The sequence below is a fragment of the Pseudomonas sp. UBA6562 genome (assembly GCF_002434265.1).
Classification (GTDB): domain Bacteria; phylum Pseudomonadota; class Gammaproteobacteria; order Pseudomonadales; family Pseudomonadaceae; genus Aquipseudomonas.
The window spans coordinates 121,449-142,805 of the sequence record NZ_DJJS01000007.1; the positions used below are offsets into that span (position 1 = coordinate 121,449).

Consider the following 21,357-nt stretch of genomic DNA (forward strand, 5'->3'; position numbering starts at 1 on the left):
TTCAAAGCCTTTGCCTGCCGGCCCCATCCGCTGGCGCTCAGCGAATTCAAAGCTGGCTGCCCCGACAATCTGCCCCCTGGCCAGTGCCGAATTCGCACGCACCGTTATGCCAGCTCATGTGATCGTACAACTGCTTGCGCTATTATGGTGGCAACTTCTCCAGGTGACACACAGGGCATGACAGAGCAACAGGTACAGGCCAAGGCCCGGCGCAAGCCACGCAGCCTGGCTCAGGAACTGGTCACGGTACTGACCGAACGCATCCGCAGCGGCCAGCTCAAGCGCGGCGACAAGCTGCCGACTGAGTCACAGATCATGGTCGAGGAGGGTGTCAGCCGTACCGTAGTGCGCGAGGCGATTTCCCGGCTGCAGGCGGCCGGGCAGGTGGAGACGCGCCATGGCATCGGTACCTTCGTGCTGAACGCTGGAACGACGGCCGGTTTTCGCATCGATCCGGCGACCGTGGTGACCCTGCGCGAAGTGCTGGCGGTGTTGGAGCTGCGTATCGCTCTGGAAGTCGAATCGGCGGGGCTGGCGGCGCAGCGCCGTAGCGACGAAGCCTTGGCCGGCATGCGCGCGGCGCTGGACGAGCTCAACGAAGGCGCGGCGCATGCCACCGACGCGGTGTCGGCGGATTTCCAGTTCCACCTGCGCATCGCCCAGGCCAGTGGCAATCACTACTTCGCCGATATCCTCGACCATCTGGGTACCAGCATCATCCCGCGCACGCGGGTGAATTCGGCGCGATTGGCGCAGGATGACCAAGCCCACTACATGAGTCGGCTCAGGCACGAGCATGAAGCGATCTACGAAGCCATTGCCCGGCGCGACGGCGAAGGGGCGAAGATGGCCATGCGCATGCACTTGAGCAACAGCCGCGAGCGCCTGCGCCAGGTGCACGAAGAGGCTGAAGCCCAGAAGGGGTGAGGGCGGTTGCACTTGTAGTGTTTCCAAGGGACACCCATAAAGCAAAGCCCCGCATAGGCGGGGCTTTGTGGTTTCAGGACGCTTAAAGCGCGCCTTCGCTCCACTGCCCGTCGACCAGTCGACGCAGCCCCAACGGGTTGCTGTCACGCAGCGCCGCCGGCAGCAACGCCTGCGGGTAGTTCTGGTAGCACACCGGGCGCAGGAAGCGGTCGATGGCCAGCGTACCGACCGAGGTGCCGCGCGCATCCGAGGTGGCCGGGTAAGGTCCGCCATGGACCATCGCATCGCAGACCTCCACGCCGGTCGGATAGCCGTTGACCAGGATGCGCCCGACCTTCTCCTCCAGCAGCGGCACCAGCCAGGCGAAGGCTTCGAAGTCCTCGGGCTCGCCGATCAGCGTCGCAGTCAGTTGGCCGCGCAGGCCCAGCAGGGCGTCGCGCAACTGCGCCTGGTCCTGCACTTCGACGGCCACGGTGGTGGGGCCGAACACTTCCTCTTGCAACAGGGGGTCGGCGTCCACCAGCAGCTGGGCGTCGGCCTTGAACAGCTGAGCGCGGGCCTGATTGCCTGCTTGGGCCTGGCCTGCCAGGTGTTCGATACCCGCGTGGGCATGCAGGTGCTCTACGCCGCCGACATAGCTGCGCAGGCCGCCCGCGTTGAGCAGGGTCTGCCCAGCCTGTTGGTCCAGATGCTGGCCGAGCTCGCTGAGCAACTGGGTGTACTGCGGCGACTGCAAGCCGATCAGCAAACCCGGGTTGGTGCAGAACTGGCCGGCACCCAGGCAGACGGAGCCAGCCAACTCACGGGCGATGGCTTCGCCACGCTTGGCCAGGGCACCGGGCAGAACGATCACCGGGTTGATGCTCGACATCTCGGCGAACACCGGGATCGGCTGCGGCCGTTCGGCGGCCATGCGGCACAGCGCGTCGCCGCCTTTGAGCGAGCCGGTGAAGCCGACGGCCTGGATGGCCGGATGCTTGACCAGCGGCTCGCCGACGCCAGCGCCGTACACCATGTTGAACACGCCTTTGGGCATGCCAGTGCGCTCGGCAGCCCGCTGGATCGCGCAGCCAACCAGATCCGCCGTCGCCATGTGCCCGCTGTGCGCCTTGAACACCACCGGGCAACCGGCGGCCAGCGCTGCGGCCGTGTCGCCGCCGGCAGTGGAGAAGGCGAGGGGGAAGTTGCTGGCGCCGAACACGGCCACAGGGCCGACGCCGATGCGCATCTGGCGCAGGTCCACGCGTGGCAGCGGTTGGCGCTCGGGTAGGGCCTGGTCGATGCGCGCACCGAGGAAATCGCCACGGCGCAGCACTTGGGCGAACAGGCGCATCTGGCCGCTGGTACGGCCACGCTCGCCCTGAATGCGCCCGGCCGGCAACGCGGTCTCGCGGCAGACGATGGCGACGAACGCGTCGTCCAGTTCGTCCAGTTCGGCGGCGATGGCGTCGAGGAATTCGGCGCGTCGTGCTGGTTTCAGGTTGCGGAATTCGACGAACGCGGCGGCGGCTGCCTTGGCGGCCTGGTCGACTTCGGCCTCGGTGGCCTGGGCGAAGCTGTAGGGCAGGGCCTCACCGGTAGTGGCGTCCAGGCTCTGCAAGCGTTGTTCGCCAGCGGCGCTGCGCTGGCCGGCGATGAAATTGTGGCCGAGGATCTCTGGCATGTGGGGCTCCTAGGGGGTGGGTAATCAGGTGATCGGTGCCGGATTGAACAAAGTGATGTCGTTGTGCAAACGGTGCTGTTCGGCCCAGGTCTGCTTGCGGCCGCTGGCGACGTCCAGGTAGTAGTGGAACAGCTCCCAGCCCAGTTCCTCGATGCTCGAGCGACCGCTGGCGATGCGTCCGGCGTCGATGTCGATGAGGTCCGGCCAGCGCTGCGCCAGTTCGGTCCGCGTACAGACCTTGACCACCGGCGCCATGGCCAGGCCGTAGGGCGTGCCACGACCGGTAGTGAACACATGCAGGTTCATTCCCGCGGCCAGTTGCAGCGTGCCGCAGACGAAGTCGCTGGCAGGCGTCGCGCAGAAGATCAGGCCCTTGCGCGTGACCCGCTCGCCTGGCCCCAGTACACCCTGGATGGCGCCGCTGCCGGACTTGACGATCGAACCGAGGGACTTTTCCACGATGTTCGACAGGCCGCCTTTCTTGTTGCCCGGGGTAGTGTTGGCGCTGCGGTCGGCGGCGCCTTGCTGCAGGTAACGGTCGTACCAGTCCATTTCGCGCACCAGCGCATCGGCGACGTTCTGGTTCTCGGCGCGCGAGGTGAGCATGTAGATGGCGTCGCGCACCTCTGTGACCTCCGAGAACAGCACGGTGGCGCCGGCACGCACCAGGAGGTCGGCGGCATAACCCAGCGCCGGATTGGCGGTGATGCCTGAGAAGGCGTCGCTGCCGCCGCACTGCATGCCCAGAATCAGCTCGCTGGCCGGCACGGTTTCGCGGCGGCGCTGGTCGAGCTTTTTCAGGCGGGTTTCGGCCAGCGCCATGATCTGCTCGATCATTTCCACGAAGCCCAGGCTGGCGTCTTGCAGGCGGTAGAGCCACGGCTCGCTGAGGTCCACGGACGGGTCGTTGTCGTGCATGACCTGGCCGGCCTGGAGCTTTTCGCAACCCAGGCTGATCACCAGTGCCTCACCGCCCAGGTTGGGGTTGCGCGCCAGGTTGCGCACGGTGCGGATAGGGATGTAGGCGTCGCGCGCATTGATCGCCACGCCGCAGCCGTAGCTGTGGGTGAGGGCGACCACGTCATCGACGTGGGGGTACCGGGGCAGCAGTTCGCTGCGGATGCGCTTCACCGCATGCTCCAGCACACCGGTCACACACTGCACCGTGGTGGTGATGCCGAGGATGTTGCGCGTGCCGACGGTGCCGTCGGCGTTGCGGTAGCCTTCGAAGGTGAAGCCCTCCAGCGGCGGCAGCGGTTGCGGCACGGCATCGCAGCGCGGCAGGCTGTCCAGTTCGGGAGCGGCCGGCATGGCCAGTTGGCTTTCCTGCACCCAGCTGCCTTGGCGCAGGTCTTCCAGCGCGTGCCCGATGATTTGCCCGTAACGGCGTATTGGTTCGCCCTTGGCGATGGCCACGGTAGCAACCTTATGGCTCTGCGGCACGCTTTCGACCAGGGTCAGGCCGTCGGCGAAACGGGCGCCTTCGCCCAGGCCGCCGTCGTTGACGACGACCACGACATTGTCGTCCTCGTGCAGGCGGACGTAGTGAGGCGAGTCGGAATGTTCGATCAGCTGCATATCAGGCCTATTTGTCAGGTTCTCAGGCTTTCTTATCCATCCGCCCGCAGCGGATCGACCGCCACGGGCGTGTTCGCTCAGGGACGCGAGCTGGCCAATTCACTGCTGGCGGCAGGCTCGGTCGGTGATTTCGGCGCATCGTCGCGCAGCTCGATACGCTTGATCGGGCCGACGATCACCAGGTAGCTGAACACCGCCACCAGCGCGTTGGCCCCCACGTACACCAAGGCCCACTTGAACGAGCCGGTGGCGCTGATGATGTAGCCGATGACGATCGGCGTGGTGATCGAGGCGATGTTGCCGAAGGTGTTGAACAGGCCGCCCGACAGCCCGGCGATCTGTTTCGGCGAGGTGTCGGCCACCACCGCCCAGCCCAGCGCGCCGATGCCCTTGCCGAAGAAGGCCAAGGTCATGAAGCCGACCACCATCCATTCGGCGTCGACATAGTTGCAGAACACCATGGTGGTCGACAGCAGCAGACCGCAGACGATCGGCAGCTTGCGCGAGAAGGTCAGCGAGTTGCCGCGACGCAGCAGCCAATCCGAGATGACCCCGCCGAGCACGCCGCCGATGAAGCCGCAGATCGCCGGCAAGGAGGCGATGAAGCCGGCCTTGAGGATGGTCATGCCGCGTTCCTGCACCAGGTACACCGGGAACCAGGTGAGGAAGAAGTAGGTGATGGCGTTGATGCAGTACTGGCCCAGGTACACGCCCAGCAGCATGCGGCTGGTCAGCAGTTGCTTGATGTAGCCCCATTTCGGGCCGTCGTTGCCACGCTTCTGGTCCATGTCCACCAGCCCGCCGTTCTGCTCGATGTGTTCGAGTTCGGCTTGGCTGATACGGGGATGCTGCTTGGGGTTGTAGATGGTTTTCAGCCACACCAGCGAGAACACGATGCCCAATGCGCCCATGACCACGAACACGTGCTCCCAGCCGAAGCTGAACACGATCCAGCCCATGATCGGTGCGAACAGCGCGGTGGCGAAATACTGTGCGGAGTTGAAGATGGCCGAGGCGGTGCCACGTTCCTGGGTCGGGAACCAGGCCGCGACGATGCGCGCATTGCCGGGGAACGAAGGCGCTTCGGCAAAGCCCACCAGAAAGCGCAGGGTGAACAAGGTCACCACTGCCCAGGCCACCGGCATGCCGCCGACGAAGCCCTGCAGCAACGTGAACAGTGACCAGGTGAAAATGCTGACGGCATAGACGTTCTTGGAGCCGAAACGGTCGAGCAGCCAGCCGCCAGGGATTTGCCCGGCGACATAAGCCCAGCCGAATGCTGAGAAGATGTAGCCGAGGGTCACGGCATCGATGCCGAGGTCTTTTTGCAGGCTCGAACCTGCGATGGCGATGGTGGCGCGGTCGGCATAGTTGATCGTGGTCACGAGGAACAGCATGAACAGGATCAGGTAGCGCACATGCGTCTTTTGAGTCGCTTGCATGCTGGTCGTACTCCCACTAGTTATTTTTGTGCGGGCTCATGAGTTGTGGCCGGAGCGAGGCGAACCCACTCCGGCGTGCGGCTTTTGGCAGGCCGCAGGCTGTGCTTACTGCGGACCCATCTTGTCCATCAGCGCGGCGAGCATTTCGTACTCGTCGGCAGTGAGGTCGGTGAGTGGCGTACGAACAGGGCCAGCGTCGTAACCGGCGATCTTCGCCCCGGCCTTGACGATGCTCACGGCGTAGCCGGCTTTACGGTTGCGAATGTCCAGGTACGGCAGGAAGAAATCGTCGATCAGCTTGCCGACGGCGGCATGGTCGTCACGGGCGATGGCGTTGTAGAAGTCCATGGCCGTTTTCGGCACGAAGTTGAAGACGGCCGAAGAGTACACCGGTACGCCCAGCGCTTTATAAGCCGCGGCATAGACTTCCGCGGTCGGCAGGCCGCCCAGGTAGCTGAAGCGCTCTCCCAGACGGCGACGGATCGACACCATCAGCTCGATGTCGCCCAGGCCGTCCTTGTAGCCGATCAGGTTGGGGCAGCGCTCGGCCAGGTGCTCCAGCAGGTCGGCATTGAGGCGGCAGACGTTGCGGTTGTACACCACCACACCGATCTTCACCGATTTGCACACGGCCTCGACATGGGCGGCGACACCGTCCTGACTGGCTTCGGTCAGGTAGTGCGGCAGCAGCAGCAAGCCTTTGGCGCCCAGGCGCTCGGCTTCCTGCGCGTACTCGATGGCCTGGCGCGTGGCACCGCCGACGCCGGCGAGGATCGGTACCGACGTGGCGCAGGTGTCGACGGCGGTCTTGATCACCTGGCTGTACTCGCTGGCGGCCAGAGAGAAGAACTCACCGGTGCCGCCTGCGGCGAACAGGGCGCTGGCGCCGTAGGGGGCCAGCCACTCCAGGCGTTTGATGTAACCCGCCTGGTGGAAGTCGCCTTGAGCATCGAAGTCGGTGACCGGGAAAGACAGCAGGCCGTGAGAGAGGATGGATTTCAGTTCTTGTGGATTCATTGTTGTAAGCATCCTGTGGCGCTTGGGGTGAAGGGTGTCGCTGCGATCTAAAGGTAAGTTATCGTACAACCTAAAAGGTGGCTAGGGGTTTTTTACGGTTTTTTGGAAATAAGGGTCGCTAAGAATCAAATCTCTATACTAGTCGTACGATGACTTTAACCTTTCCACGCCGTTTGCGTCTCTCGATACGTCGTCCATGACCCGGTGACGAGGCCCTGGGCGAGCAAGGGCTCGCCCGTACTCCCTGCGACCTGACGATCGATTGCCTGGCGCAGGCTAGACACGTTCCGTAAGCTAGCCGGCTACCTTTTCCATCTGTTTTGTTGCAGATACACCATTATCGAGAGTCGAGCATGTTGATTACCGCAAGGAGCCTGATGGCGCTGGCCACCGTAAGCGCCGCGCCATGGGCCATGGCCCAGGATGCGCAGGAGCAGGGTTTCATCGAAGACAGTCACCTGAAGGTGTTGGCGCGCAACCTGTATTGGGATCACGACACCAAAGGCAAGGGCGGCGATCAACGTGAGTGGGGGCAGGGCTTGCGCTTCGACTACACCTCCGGTTTCACCACAGGAACCGTGGGGCTGGGTCTGGACGTCAGTGGTTATTCGGCGTTCAAGCTCGACGGTGGTCGCGGGCGTGCCGGGGCGGGGGTGTTGGTACCGGACGGCGATGGCGCCAAAGACGCGGCCGGCTCGGGCGGCGGGGCCGTCAAGCTGCGGGTGTCTGCCACCGAACTGCGCTATGGCAACAACCTGCGCCCGTACAACCCAGTGTTCGCCCCAGCCGATACCCGTCTGCTGCCCGCGACCGCCACAGGCTTCTGGCTGACCAGTGCCGAGTTGGAGGGCCTGAACCTGGAAGCGGCGCACCTGACCGCCGCCAAGGACTTCAACAGCACCAACAGCGACGACGATTTCTACGCCGCCTACGCAGGCGTGGGTACCAGCACCGTCGACTTCCTGGGCGGTACCTATGCGGTCAACGATCGCCTGAGCCTGAGCCTGTACACCTCGCGCTACGAAGACATCTGGCGCCAGACCTACGTGAATTCGCTGTACGCGCTGCCGCTGAGCGATACCCAGAGCCTGAGCTTCGATTTCAACCTGTATCGCACCGATGACGATGGACGCCAACTGGCGGGCAAGATCGATGTCACCGCCTGGTCCATGGCAGTGGCCTATACCCAAGGGGCGCATACCTTCAAGCTGACCCACCAGCGTATCGATGGCGACCAGCCGTTCGATTACCTGGGGATGGGACCGGGCACCTACCATGACTCGATCTACCTGGCCAACTCCTCGCAACTGGTCGACTTCAACGGCCCCAACGAGCGTTCCTGGGGCGCATTCTACGACCTCGACATGTCGTTGTATGGGGTACCGGGGTTGACGTTCCAGGCCCGCTACATCCGCGGCACGGGTGTCGATGGCAGCAAGGTCGCCGCAGGCAGCGTGTACGACTACTACGCCGACAGCGAAGACCACTGGGAGCGCGACCTGACGGTGCGTTACGTGGTGCAGAGCGGGCCGGCCAAGGACCTCTCGCTCAAGGTGCGACAGGCCACCCATCGCATCGGCAACGGCAAGTCCAGTGGGTCGGCGGATCAGGTTCGGGTGATCGTCGAATACCCCATCGACGTGTTCTGAAAAAACGTGCTGCGCCTGAGCGGCGCAGCACCGATTGGATTGCGATGGGCCGGCCCTGGCGCCGGCGATACCTTTAGGTTTCATCAGTATCCTCGGCGCTGCCCATGCGGTGGCGATGGCTATGTAAATCCCTAGACATACCTAGCGAGTGTGCGAGAAGCACGTTGCTCAGACTTGGCCTTTCCCCCATACGAGAGGCTTCGCCATGTCCGACCATTTTGCCCCGACCACTAGCATCGACACGCTGATTGCGCATCGATTGCCCTTGTGGTTTCGAACGGCCCTGCCTGAGCAGCGCGCGACCCTGTGCAGGTACTTGCTTGCGCAGCAGCGCGCCCATGCCCAGGCTCGGCACGTGCTCGATGCCATTCCCGCGTTGCCAGTGTTCGGCGAGGCCTTGCTGTCTCCCGTATTGGAGCGTGAACTCGCGTGTCGGCTGGATGTGCGTACCGCCCAACTGGATCTGGTGGCGTACCTGCCAGAGGCCAGCGCCAGCCTCGGGATAGCGCAGACCTACAGGCGTCACACCAGTCGACAGAGTCTGTTGGCGGCGGCCCTGCATAACTTCGATCCCAGCGAGACGCAGGCGGCAGCTTTCTCGTCCGCGACGCAAATCGTCGACGCCGTCCATGAGCCCATTGCCTTGCCGCCCGAGCGCTTCGCCCAGTTATGTCGAACACTGGACATCGGTGGGCAGTACCAGCGTCGGATCAAGGCGGTGCTAAGACCCGAGGACGACACGCGCGACACCGTCGAGCGTACGCTACAGGAAGCCTTTCGCACGACGCTCGTCGCGGACGCCTGCCTGGCTCGCCTGCGCGGCGGTCTGGACCAGGACAACTACCGCCGTCTGTTGGCGCTTGCCGCGCCTGGGCCTGTGGTACCACCCGATGCGCATGTGTTGAAGGCCCACGAGGTACGCGTATTGGGCAAACGGGTGAACGGCGTGCTGGCTATCGAAGTGCGGGTCGACGCTGCGCCGGATGCCAACCTCGAAGCGATCATCGCCTGGATTCCCGGCGATCCGATCGCCAGGGTGTCCATGCACGCTTCTTGGCGCGCGCTTTCGATCGCCTTGGCCGGGCGTTTCGCGGCGCCTGGGTATGCGGCGTTCTTCACGCAGCTGCTGGCCAGGGCCGATCAACTGGCGTTCAGCCAAGCACTGGCGCGCCACTTGAGTGAGGGAAGCGCTAGCACCCCCATGGAGATCGATGGTCGGCACGCGCCGATCGATGGCGACGTGTTCGCTCATTTGCGCCTGCGCCAAGTCGAAGGTCTCCTGGCCGACGCCAAGGTGCTGGCCGTGCCGACGGACGAGGAAAACCGTAAGGCCCGTGCCGCTCGACTGGAAGGCTATGTCAACGCCGGGCTCGATCTGCTCGGGCTGGTCAGTCTGTTCGTACCTGGGCTGGGCGTGGCGATGCTCGGCGTCGCCGCTCTGCAGTTGGCCCATGAGGTGTACGAGGGCTACGAGGATTGGCAGCTGGGAGATCGTGAGGCGGCCCTCGCACATCTGTTCAACGTGGCCGAGGGCATTGCGGGCAATGCCCTGGTGGCAGGCGCGCCTGTCGCTGTGTTGAGCCTGGCCCAGCGTACACTCTTCGTGGACGGTCTGGCGCCGGTCGTAGGCTCGTCAGGTACGTTGCGCCTGCTCGACCCGACCTTGCCAGGCTATGCCAGCCAAGGGCTTGCAGAGGGGACGTCATCGCCCACTGTGCGTCATGTCGATACCCAGGCGGGCAGGCTGCGCCTTGAGCGCGCCCATGAGCACGCTCACTGGCGGGTCGTGCACCCAGGGCGCGAAGCGGCCTACTCGCCCGTGGTCGAGCGCAACGAAACGGGCGGGTGGTGGCATGCGCTGGAGCAGCCTCAGTACTGGGACAATGTTGGCGAACTGGTGCGCCGGCTCGACAGGGAGGCCGCTCAGACCAGTGACGAGGCGGCGCGCTTTGCGCTGCGTGCCACCGGCATGACCGAGGATCAGCTACGAAACCTGCACCTGGAAGTCGCGTCTGCTCCGGCGCGATTGCGTGATGCTCTGCAACGGTACGACGTACACCTGCGATTTCCCGGCCTACGAGGCGAGGCGTTCGAGGCGCAGGTCGCCACGGGTCAGCCGCCCGTACAGCCTGCTGCGCAGGTGCTGAGGCGCGACTTTCCAGGCCTGACGCCACGGTGTGCCAACGAGCTGGTCGAATGCGCCAACCAGGCCCAGGTGCAACGCTTGACGGATGAGCAGCGCGTGCCGTTGGCGCTGGCCCAGCAAGCGCGCTGGGCGCTGCACGATGCCCGGCTGGACCGGGCGTGTGCGGGATTGATGCACGTTCGGGTGGCCGGACGCGATACGGAAAAGCTCGCTTTGGGCCTTGTCGAAGCGGTAGCCCCCTGGCCGGAAAATGTGCGCATAGAGATTCGTCAGGACACCCCGCAGGGCCCTCTGCTTGCCCACTCGACCGCAGCGGCCGACGCCCAGGCAAGCGTGATAGTCAGCCAGCAGGGCCAGTATCGTTGCGTGGACGCCTTGGGCGCCCTCATCCCAGGCAGCCATCGGGAGGACACGCTGACCGAAGCGCTCCTGCTGAGGCTGGACGGCTTGCAGAAATTACTGCTCGGTCAGGCAGACCTGGTCGCCCCGGCGCTGGGCGAGCGCCTCGTCGAGCAGGCGAACCGATCGCGTGGCGACGCAGCGCGTATCCTTGGCATGACGACCGAGCGCCAGGGGTTCAGACCGCCGTCGCGACTCGGTGATGGTCGCATGGGGTATCCGCTGAGTGGGCGGGGCGAAAGCAGCCAGCAAGCGTTCAGCCGTGGCCTGCTTCAGCTCTACCCGACCTTCTCTGCATCGGACGTCGAAGCCTTGCTCAGCGACCTGCGCGCGCGCGGCATCGATCCCTGGAACTACCTGCACGGACTGCACCAGCAACTGGCGACCTTGAGGGCCGCTCTCGAAGCCTGGCAGGCCGAGCCAGGCACGTTGCTTCAATCACTTCGACGGCGTGAAGTGGCTTCACGTCTTCGGCGCTGCTGGCGCCGCAAGCGTAGAGGCCCCGACGGTACACGGCTGATCATTGAAGGCGAACGTGTTGGCCAGTTGCCTTCGCTGCCGGAAAGCGTCGAATTCGAGCATGTGCAGGAACTGGTATTACGCGACATGGCGCTGACCCAGTTACCTGCCTCGTTCCTGAGTCGTTTCCCAAACCTGCGGCTGCTCGATATACGCCATAACCAGCTGGCGCGCCTGCCCGAGAGCATCGAAACGTTGGTGCACCTGAGACAGCTGCGGCTGGGACACAACCGAATCGTCTGGGATGCCCAGAGCGATCAGCGTATTGCAGCGTTGGCCCATCTCAACCGGCTTGAACTGGACGGCAATCCACTGCGTGCCGTGCCTAACCTGTCCGCGTTGCGCCAGCTGCGCGACGTGTCGTTGCGCGATACCTTGACTGCGCAGATGCCGGACTGGGTGCGGCAACGACCCTTCGTCGAGAACGTCGATCTGCGCGACAACGCCATCGGGCGCTTACAATCTTCGTGGTCTGAGTTTTTCCTGCGACGTCTGTCCCTGCACGATAATCCGCTCGAAAGTACGAGCATGGACCAGATCAATCAGTCCACGCAGGTGGGGCAGGCCACTTCCCAGGCGCGGGACATTGCCCACACCCATATGCGGGTCGACACCATGGCGCGCGATCATTGGCTGGGCGAGATGAGCGGCGTGGAGCGTGCCGAGCACCAGGCTATCTGGAACAGGTTGGAGGCTGAGCCAGGTAGTGGTGATTTGCTGCGTTTTTTTGCCGATCTGACTTATTCCAACGAGTACCTGCAGCGCCCGAAACGGTTCCGCGCGCGCATCTGGCGAATCCTGCGCGCCTGCGAGCGCGACAGTCAGGTCAGAGAAGCCTTGTTCCAACAAGCTGCCGGCCCGCGCACCTGTTCCGATCGTGAGTTGCTTGTGCTGAGCCAGCTCGAGGTGGGCGTGCTCGTGGCCGAATGTACGCAGGGTCAAACTGGCGCGTTGGCTACACAGAGGTTGCTGAAGCTGGGACGCTCGCTCTATCGACTTGATGAGGTGGACCGATTGGCCGCAGGTCATATCGAAGTCCTGCGCAGTAGGCCCTCGGCGCCTCCGGTGGACGACATCGAAGTCATCATGTCGTATCGCGTCTACTTGTCTGGGCCGCTTGGGTTGCCCGAGCAGCCAGATTACATGTACTTCGGCTCATACAGCCCGGTCACCGCCGCTGATATCAACCTTGCACGCACGACCATTTTGGCCGCCGAAACCGGTCAAGCGATCGCGCAATCGCTGGTACAGCGTGATTTCTGGATAGACCATCTGCGCCAGCGCTTCGAGCACCTGATCGAAGAGATGAACGCACCGTTCCATGTGCGGCTCGAAGGTCTGGAGGGCTGGATTACGCTGTTCGGCGAGCAGGCTTACTTGGACAAGGTCGAGCAACTGGCGGCTGAGCGCCAGCGGGCAGAGCAAGCGCTGCTGTTGAGGCTAACGCTCCAAGAGGTCGAATCGGCACCGCACTGAGGTGCAAGCAGGCGTCCTGGGGCCTTCGGGGGCCCCAGGATGGCATCAACGACGGCGGAACAACGGTAGCGGCTCGTCGGTTGCGGCCTGGTAGGTAACCGAGAAGTCCTTCAGCCCCGCGAGGGCGTCCTCAGGATCCTTGTCGGCACGGACCGCGAATGCATCGAACCCGCAGCGCGCCATGTAGAACAACTGGTCACGCAGCACATCGCCAATGGCGCGCAGTTCACCTTTGAACTGGTAGCGATCGCGCAGCAGGCGCGCATTGGAGTAGTTGCGCCCGTCAGTGAACGCCGGGAAGTTCAGGGCGATGACCTGGAACTGCGCGACGTCTTCGCCGATTTCCTCGGCTTCTTCGTCGGCGTCCAGCCATACGCCCAGACCACCATCGCGGGCCTTGAGGGCATGGCCATGATCGCGCCACATCTGCAGCGGCACGATGTAGTCGTCGCAGTTGGTCAGTTCGTCGAACGAAGTGTCCTTGGGCAGCAAGTGCCAGGTTTCGTCGATGATCTGGCCGTTCTTAATGATTCGCTGCATAGACGCGCTCCTTGAATGGGTCGATGCCGATCCGCTGGTAGGTATCGATGAAGCGCTCGTCTTCGGTGCGTTTTTCCACGTACACGTCGATCAGCTTGCCGATCACTTCCGCCATCTGCTCCTGGGCGAAGGAGGGGCCGAGGATCTTGCCCAGGCTGGCGTCGCGCGAGGCATTGCCGCCGAGCGAAACCTGGTAGAACTCTTCGCCCTTCTTGTCCACGCCGAGAATGCCGATATGGCCGACATGGTGGTGACCGCAGGCGTTCATGCAGCCCGAAATGTTCAAGTCCAGCTCGCCGATGTCGAACAGGTAGTCCAGGTCGTCGAAGCGGCGCTGGATCGATTCGGCGATCGGGATCGATTTGGCGTTGGCCAGCGAGCAGTAGTCGCCGCCCGGGCAGCAGATGATGTCGGTGAGCAGTCCGATGTTCGGCGTGGCAAAGCCGCCTTCGCGCAGTTCCTGCCACAACGTATGCAGTTGGCGCTGCTCGACGTCGGCCAGAATGATGTTCTGCTCGTGGGAGGTGCGCAGGAAGCCGAAGCTGTAGCGCTCGGCCAAGTCCGCCACGGCGTCGAGCTGCTTGTCGGTCAGGTCGCCCGGGGCGACACCGGTGGGTTTGAGCGAGAGCGTCACCGCGACATAGCCCGGACGCTTGTGCGCGCGGGTGTTGCGCGCACGCCAGCGGGCGAAACCTGGGAAGTCCTGTTCGAGGGCGGTGAAGTCGACGTTTTCCAACGCCTTGTAGTCCGGGTCGACGAAGTGGCGCGATACGCGCTCGACTTCGGCCTCGGTCAAGGTGCTGCTGCCACCGCGCAGGTGGACCATTTCCGCTTCGACCTTCTCGGCGAACACCTCTGGGGTCAGGGCCTTGACCAGGATCTTGATCCGCGCCTTGTACTTGTTGTCACGGCGACCGTAACGGTTGTACACGCGCAGGATGGCGTCGAGGTAGCTGATCAGGTCTTGCCAGGGCAGGAACTCGTTGATGAACGAGCCGACCACCGGGGTACGGCCCAAGCCGCCACCGACCAGCACGCGGAAGCCCAGTTCGCCGGCGTCGTTGCGCACCGGCTCCAGGCCGATGTCGTGCACTTCGATGGCGGCGCGGTCGTCCTTCGAGCCGTTGATGGCGATCTTGAACTTGCGCGGCAGGTAGGCGAATTCGGGGTGGAAGGTGGTCCACTGGCGGACGATTTCACACCAGGGCCGCGGATCGACGAGCTCGTCGGCCGCGACGCCCGCGAATTGGTCGGTGGTGGTGTTGCGCAGGCAGTTGCCGCTGGTCTGGATCGCGTGCATCTGCACGGTGGCCAGCTCGGCCAGGATGTCCGGGATGTCTTCGAGCGCCGGCCAGTTGTACTGCACGTTCTGCCGGGTGCTGATGTGGGCGTAGCCCTTGTCGTAGTCGCGCGCGATCTTGGCCAGGGTGCGGACCTGGGTGGCGTTCAGCTGGCCGTAGGGCACAGCGACGCGCAGCATCGGCGCAAAACGTTGGATGTACAGGCCATTCTGCAGGCGCAGAGGGCGGAATTCTTCTTCGCTCAGCTCACCGGCCAGATAACGGCGGGTCTGATCGCGGAACTGCTTGACGCGGTCCTCGATGATTCGCTGATCGTACTCGTCATATACGTACATATAAGTCCTGTCTCAGGCTGCAGGCAGCTATTCGCGCGCACGGCCGCGCACTCCGTCTCGGAGCCGGGGGAAGATAGCAGGTTGCGTTTATGCGCTAAAGTGATGTTTTTGCATATGCAAATAACCGCTTGGCCTAATAGCCAAGCCGTGTTCGTTTATGTGCGACCTATACCTGTTTATACTCGGATGTTTGCTCCAGCAGGAACCCATCCCGATGTTCAAGGCCCTTGGCCTGTGGCTTTGCTTGGCGCTGCCGTTCACCGCCCAGGCCACTTCTGTGGTGTTTCTCAACCCAGGCTATCGCCAGGAAGACTTCTGGTCCCGCTATGCCTCGTTTATGCAGGCCGCAGCCGACGATCTCGGCATGCAATTGCGCGTCGAATACGGTCAGAGTCAGCCCGCGCTCATTCTGGATCAGGCGCGGCGAGCGTTGAAAGCCCTCGACAAGCCCGATTATCTGGTCATGGTCAACGAGCAATACGTAGCCCCACAGATTCTGCGCTTGGCTCAAGGCAGCGGCGTCAAGGTGTTCATCGTCAATAACGCGCTGACCGGCGCCCAGATGCACAGTATCGACACCCAACCCCACACCTATGCGCCAGTGCTCGGCACCTTGACGGTCAACGACGAGCAGGCCGGATTCAAGATGTTGCACGCGTTGCTTGAGCAGTTGCCTGCTGGAGACGGCCCGATCGACCTAGTGGCGTTCGCGGCAGTGAAGAACACGCCCGCTTCGCAGCTGCGTGAAGAGGGTATGCGCCGAGCTTTGGCTGACTTCCCGCAAGTGAGGCTGCGCCAAGTGGTGTACGGCGGCTGGAGCCGACAGCGCGCTTATGAACAGGCCCAAGTGCTGGTGCAGCGCTACCCCAAGCTGCGCTTGGTGTGGTGCGCCAACGAGGAGATGGCCTTCGGGGCGATGCGAGCCTTCGAGGAGGCCGGGCGTGTGCCAGGGCGCGATGTGCTGTTCAGCGCGGTCAACGCCTCGCCCGAAGCTTTGCAGGCGCGCATCGACGGACGTTTGAGCGTGTTGATGGGCGGGCACTTCACAGTGGGCGGTTGGGCGATGGTAATGCTGCACGACGATGCGCTGGGCTTGCCGATAAACCGCGACGGCCTGCACGAACACAAGGTGTCGGCACTGCACCTGATCGGTCAGGACGGGGCGCGGCAGTGGCTGGACACCCTCAAACGCCAGGATCTGGGTGTCGATCTGCGGCACATGAGCGCAGCAGGGCGTCCTGTAGACTACCGCTATCTCTTTCTGGAAACCCCCTCGCCATAGTCCGTCGATCTGCAGAGGTGCACGCATGCGCTTATAAAACAGGTTGAGCATTAAGTAGCCTTTGCCGACAGGTGACGTTTGCTCTGATCGCGGCTTCCTTTTTCAGGAGCCGACCATGAGCCCATTACCTGACATTGACGATATCAACCCGCTTCAGATCGAACCCGACGAGCAGGTCGCGCTGTACCTCGAAGGCCTCGAACCTCTGCTGATGACCGCCGACGAGCAACGCGCCGCTGCGCTGGTGCAGCAGGCCCAGGCGGCGATCGAATCATTCTACGGTGGCCTTGACCCGGCGTTGCGGGCGCGTATGACGCTGCTTTACCAGACACCTGGCGCCAGCGTCGAAGCGCTTGGCGCCATCGTGCAGGCGACTCGGGATCGGATTGCCGACGCCTTGTCCGCCAGAGTGGGCAGAGCGCTGGCGCTCGATGACGTGCGCCTGCATACCGCCCGGCCACAGGCGGCGGCCACCAGCGGGCGGCTATGGGACTGGTTGGCACGTGGCACGCCGATCCAGTTGGCAGCGCCACGCCTAACGCGCGACGCCATCGAATTCGTCGCCCAGAGTTGGCTGACCATAGACGGTGCGCCACTGACTGGCCGCGACGGGCAGCCCTTGGGTGTCGGTGAGGTGGTCGAGTTGGGGCGCGAACTCGACATTGGCCAGTCCATCGCTCGGCAGTGCGATGCATGGGCGGCGGACAGTCGAACCAGGGAAGCGGTGCGCCGCGAAGGCGATGCACGTTTCGAGCTGGCGTTGCTGCATGCACTGAAAGCGAAACGGATCGACCTCGAGCAGTACCTGCACATTAAAGCGGCGGCAGGCCTGTCGCTGCCTGCCGCCTTCGACGTTGCATTCATGCAGCCACGCGGGGAGGGCGCGACGCTTCACTTCCAACTGCGTATCGAAGGGCATGATTTGCCGGCTTTCGCAATGAAGGTGGCCGGACAGGTGTATGTCATGGCCGATACCTATCCAGAAGCCCGACTGTTCGCCGCCGATTCGGCGGCCGGCATGACAGCCATGGAAGTCTTCGGCGCAGCCCTGCGCGAGGATTTGTGGGAGGGGCGCGCCCAGCGCGAAGGGTGGGCGTGGTGGCTGTTGTCGCCTGCGGCGCGGGATGCAGTGGCTGCGCGGATGCCACAGCCGTTGCCCGCCGCCAACCAGTATCCTGCGCAAGCGTACTGGGCACCGGGCGGTGTGTACGCCAGCCGCGAAGCCTACGAGCGTCGAGCCCATGGCGTGCGGCTGACCGCGCCCTATCCGCTGCATCGCCGATCGGTCGCCCAGGCCTGGGCAGATGCGCACGTCACCTGGTTGGTGCGGCGGGTCAAGGAGCGCTTCATCGCCAATCAGGACAGCAGCCTGGCCCACGTCCAGCGGATAGGTGCCCAATGGCTGAGCATGGTATTGGACGTTCTGCTCATCCCCGTACCGGGGCACGTGCGTTTTCCGGGCAGAGCCCTGCTGTTCAAGGCCCTGTTCGCCAAGCAGTTGGCCGTGGACCTGCCGCTCGATCTGGTGCAGGCACGCTGGGCCGAGGCAGGTGCGACATTGGTGGACTTTTTCGAAACCGTGCTCGAGATGCAAGCATCGAGGAAGGCCGGGAGGCTTCTAAAGGCACGGATCGACACGCTTTCGCGGCAGTTTGCGCGCGGCCGCCTGCCCGATCCCGACCCGACTTCGTCGGTGCCAGCGCCCCATCCATTACGTCCTCTGTTGCCGGTCTCATTGGCGGGTTTGAACGATGCGTTGCTACAGCAAGCACTGGATCGTGCCAATGTCGAACTCCGGGCCTTGAAGGCCATGCACCAAGGTAAGGCAGCCATGGACATGGCACTGGTGGCCGCAGTCGGCGAAGTGCGCAATCGACTCTGGGGCGAGCAGACCTTGACGTTGCTGGCAACCGAGCAATACACACACTTGCCCGAACCGGTGGAGTGGGTGGTGGTGGCCTGTCTGGCTTCGTCGCTGCGAATGCGCATCGCCGTACACGACCGAAGCGGTGCGCCACTGCGCGAATTCGAGACGCCGGAAGGGCAAGTGGCGCAAGCGCGGTTGATCCGTCATGGCCGCTGGCAATACGCACCGTCGACCGACGAAAGCCCGCAGATCGCGATCGACTCGCTGTTCCTGCATGTTCACGCTTATCGCTACCCCACTGAGGCTGCGGCCAACCGACCGCGTCTGGCCATCGATCTGCGCCACGCCATTGCGGCGCAATTGCGCGAAGGGCAGGGGCCTTACCATTTGGCGCGAGCGCTGCACCATGGCCATCGCTTGCGTGCCAGCGTCCCGATCGACGAAGGGCGCTTGCTGGCCGTCAGGGTGGACGGTTCCGACGAACCCCCGCGCGGCAGCTTGCGCGGCGCCGATACCCGCAGTGTCAGCCAGGAATGCGAACAGCGCGTGCCAGAGCCCGACAGCTTGCCCAATCTGGCCAAGGCCAGGCGCCAGGCCGACCTTGCGGCGTTGGCTGGCGCACCTGGATCTGCAGGTCGGCAAACCCTGACCCAGCAGGCGCAGACGCTTTACTTCCAAGGGTTGATGAACCTGCTGGCCGAGCGGGGCTTGGGTGAGGCCATCGCCATCAAGCTCAAGGGCGGCAGGCACAGCATTAGCGTCTGGGGTAATCCCGAGGCGTCACAGGTCGTGGTGCTTCAGCGCCGAGGCCAGTCCGGAGCCTACTCCTACCTCGGCGAGCCCGCCGAGCGCGAGGTGTTGGCTCCGGCCGCCGACAGTACGGTTCCTTTGAGCGACCTGTTGCTACGTTTGCTCGACGACAAGGCGCGCGATGCACTGGCGATCAACCTGGGCGACGCGCTTGGGCTCAACGAGGCGGTGTTGCAACGCCTGCCACTGCCCGACGCACGAGCGCTGGCCGAAGGGGACTTGCTGGGTGTATCGATCCAGGCCGATGCGCAGTTTCTTGCCTGCGTGCAGGCGCAGGCGCTGCCAGAACGCCCAGCGCAGAACGGACTGATCGAACATGAGGGTGCGCAGTGGTTGCAGTGGGGGTTGGGAGCGATCGCCGTGGTTCGTGAGGGAGCAGCGTGGCGCGCGCAATCGCCGAAGGCCGGACAGGGCCCGCTGCTGGTGCGCCAGTATGGCGAGTGGCGGCGCTTGCAGGAGCCGTTGGCGGCGCTGGAGCAACTGGTCGCCGGCCCTGTGGCGGGGGCTGCCTTGCTCGCCAGGTTGTCTGCGCTTTACCGCCAGGACCCTCTTGCGCGTGTCTATCACGACACCCTAGGCGCTGCCAATGCCGGTGCCGGAGGTGCCAGCTACATAGCCTTGCGTGGGCAGCCGACCCGCTTCTATCGGATCAAGCCCGCCGAAGCTTCAGCTTCGGAGTTCGAGGTGGTGCGCCCCGCCGGTACCGGAGGTGGGGTATGGCTACGCCAGGATGAAGCAGGGTTGTGGCAGTTGGCGCGCACCTTACCCGGTGGCATGGACAATGACGAAGCCGAACTCTGGCGCCCATGGGCGCGTCCCGGTTCGCAGTTGCTTCCCCATACCCTTGGGCTAGCCGGCTCCACCTACGAGCAGTTCATCAACATCAACACAGGGCCGCACAAAGCAGCCAACCAGTTCTATCCGTTCGTCCGTCCGTTCAGCCGCAAGGCGCATTTCAAGCGCCTGCTGGCACAAGCGCCCGAAGCGATAAGGGCGCCTACCGACAGCACCAACATCAAGGCCAAGGTCGAGCTGTTCCACCGAGAATGGGCGCTGCCGGTCGACCTCACGGCCTTGCCTTTTTTCCATATGCCCGGCGAGGTCGCTTCCGAACTCAGGCATGTGAACGGCGCACTGATTGCCCAACTGGTCACCGCCAAAGTGGCTGAGCGACCGTTAATCACCCGGGTCATCGAGCCGATGTCGGGCTCGGGTTGCTACACCAACTTCATCAGGGTATGCGGTTTTCAGGGGCAGATTCTCGCTAACGACATCAACCCGCTGGTGACGTTGACACAGCGCGAGATCGTGCAGCAGCCCGATGCGGTGCAGCGGCACATCGAGGCCATCAAGCAGGACCTGGTGGAGTTCTGGCAGGCCCGCCATGCCCCGGCGTTCGATCCTCAAAGCCTGCGTGCCACCTTTGCCGATGCCGAGGCCGCTACGGCTTTCGTGAACTCGCCCGAGGTCAAGCGCTTCCGTGAGGACATACGCCATTACTTCTTTTCGACCGTGGAAACCCAATACACGCTGGTCAACGGCCAGATAGAAATTTCCGCGCACTCCTCGTTCAGGGCCGATCCGGTCAACGGCGAGGCCAGCGCCCGGGCGTTCATTGCCGCAGCGTTCTACATCATCCAGAACAACAGCGCCCGCAACAACACGCCTGTGAAGATCAACGAACTCGGTCGGCTCGACATGCCGATGTCCACCATCGTCAGGGAAGGGCGAAATGTTGTGCTGCTGTTGGCAAAAGGGCTGTCGAACCTGGCTGGCCTGCACTATCAGAGCTACTTGCACCAGGGCGAGCAGGGACAGACGCTGTTTTCCACGGGCAATGGCTGGGAGATGCTGCGGGTCGTCAGCGGGCAAAGCAATCTAGGCGATCTGGCGATCATCAGCGGGCATTTCAGCGATCTGCACCTGGACGAGATAACGTTCATGGACAGGGTCGATGAATATGCAATGCCGTTCGTGCGCAACAGGGGGCGGGTGATCATCATCAACGCCTATTCGCCTTTCAAGGAGCGTGCGTTCATCGAACTGGGGCTGCGCGTGTTCGTCTTGGAAAACCGTACCAATGGTTTTCTGCTGGCCATGAGTGACGCTGTGGCGCGCGATGCGGGCCTGCCCAATGGCTGAACACGCCACGGCATTTCCGACGGCCAGCAAAAACCCTGCTTGAGGGAAGGGCTTTGCTGGTCTTTACTCTGAAAACCACGGACATTCGCGTCCGCTAACAAGAGGCCATGCAATGGATAATCCAACCAAGGTCCGCAAGTCCCACGGCAGTGTCGATACGTGGGCGATCCTGTGTCTGATCGTACTGGTCGTCATCACGGCGGCGTACTGGGCCAACCACAGCTGACTCGCCGTCAACGTCGTCAGTCAAATGCAAACAGCCTG

General features: G+C 63.6%; 11 protein-coding genes. 5 read left to right on the plus strand and 6 right to left on the minus strand.

The features are described 5' to 3' along the window. The first annotated feature begins 177 nt into the window (after positions 1-177). Positions 178-927 carry a FadR/GntR family transcriptional regulator gene (locus B4M43_RS12800; RefSeq protein ID WP_296267614.1) on the plus strand — a complete coding sequence of 250 codons (750 nt, stop codon included), beginning with the start codon at positions 178-180 and terminating at the stop codon, positions 925-927. An 82-nt stretch (positions 928-1,009) separates the two neighbouring features. Here the strand turns inward: B4M43_RS12800 and B4M43_RS12805 are convergent, their stop codons facing one another. The 4 genes from B4M43_RS12805 to kdgD form a co-directional block, all read right to left on the minus strand. Further along, complete coding sequence (locus tag B4M43_RS12805) at positions 1,010-2,590, minus strand: aldehyde dehydrogenase (NADP(+)) (RefSeq protein ID WP_296267616.1); 1,581 nt, start codon at positions 2,588-2,590, stop codon at positions 1,010-1,012. A gap of 24 nt (positions 2,591-2,614) precedes the next feature. Next, on the minus strand, positions 2,615-4,168 hold the full coding sequence (garD, locus tag B4M43_RS12810) for a galactarate dehydratase (protein ID WP_296267618.1): 1,554 nt from the start codon (positions 4,166-4,168) through the stop codon (positions 2,615-2,617). A gap of 77 nt (positions 4,169-4,245) precedes the next feature. Next, positions 4,246-5,610: an MFS transporter gene (locus B4M43_RS12815; RefSeq protein ID WP_296267620.1), complete on the minus strand. Its 1,365-nt coding sequence runs from the start codon at positions 5,608-5,610 to the stop codon at positions 4,246-4,248. Between the two features lie 105 nt (positions 5,611-5,715). Further along, the gene (kdgD, locus tag B4M43_RS12820; RefSeq protein ID WP_296267621.1) at positions 5,716-6,627 is read right to left on the minus strand and encodes a 5-dehydro-4-deoxyglucarate dehydratase; all 912 of its coding nucleotides are present in this window, start codon (positions 6,625-6,627) and stop codon (positions 5,716-5,718) included. 353 nt (positions 6,628-6,980) lie between these two features. Here kdgD and B4M43_RS12825 point away from each other — a divergent pair, with 353 nt between their 5' ends. Both B4M43_RS12825 and B4M43_RS12830 read left to right on the plus strand, forming a co-directional pair. Continuing rightward, complete coding sequence (locus B4M43_RS12825; RefSeq protein ID WP_296267623.1) at positions 6,981-8,276, plus strand: OprD family porin; 1,296 nt, start codon at positions 6,981-6,983, stop codon at positions 8,274-8,276. 205 nt (positions 8,277-8,481) lie between these two features. After that, positions 8,482-12,816 (plus strand): NEL-type E3 ubiquitin ligase domain-containing protein, encoded by a 4,335-nt coding sequence (locus B4M43_RS12830; protein ID WP_296267625.1) that lies wholly within the window; start codon positions 8,482-8,484, stop codon positions 12,814-12,816. A 45-nt stretch (positions 12,817-12,861) separates the two neighbouring features. Here B4M43_RS12830 and B4M43_RS12835 read toward each other — a convergent pair whose 3' ends face one another. Beyond that, entirely contained in the window at positions 12,862-13,356 is a 495-nt protein-coding gene (locus B4M43_RS12835; protein WP_296267626.1) for a DUF934 domain-containing protein, read from the minus strand. After that, positions 13,340-14,992: a nitrite/sulfite reductase gene (locus B4M43_RS12840; RefSeq protein ID WP_296267628.1), complete on the minus strand. Its 1,653-nt coding sequence runs from the start codon at positions 14,990-14,992 to the stop codon at positions 13,340-13,342. The genes B4M43_RS12835 and B4M43_RS12840 overlap by 17 nt, the downstream gene beginning before the upstream one ends. A 214-nt stretch (positions 14,993-15,206) precedes the next feature. Here B4M43_RS12840 and B4M43_RS12845 point away from each other — a divergent pair, with 214 nt between their 5' ends. Both B4M43_RS12845 and B4M43_RS12850 read left to right on the plus strand, forming a co-directional pair. Beyond that, positions 15,207-16,274, plus strand: a complete 1,068-nt coding sequence (locus B4M43_RS12845; RefSeq protein ID WP_296267629.1) for an ABC transporter substrate-binding protein — start codon at positions 15,207-15,209, stop codon at positions 16,272-16,274. Positions 16,275-16,389: 115 nt separating this feature from the next. Then, the gene (locus B4M43_RS12850; protein ID WP_296267632.1) at positions 16,390-21,093 is read left to right on the plus strand and encodes a hypothetical protein; all 4,704 of its coding nucleotides are present in this window, start codon (positions 16,390-16,392) and stop codon (positions 21,091-21,093) included. Positions 21,094-21,357: the final 264 nt, after the last annotated feature.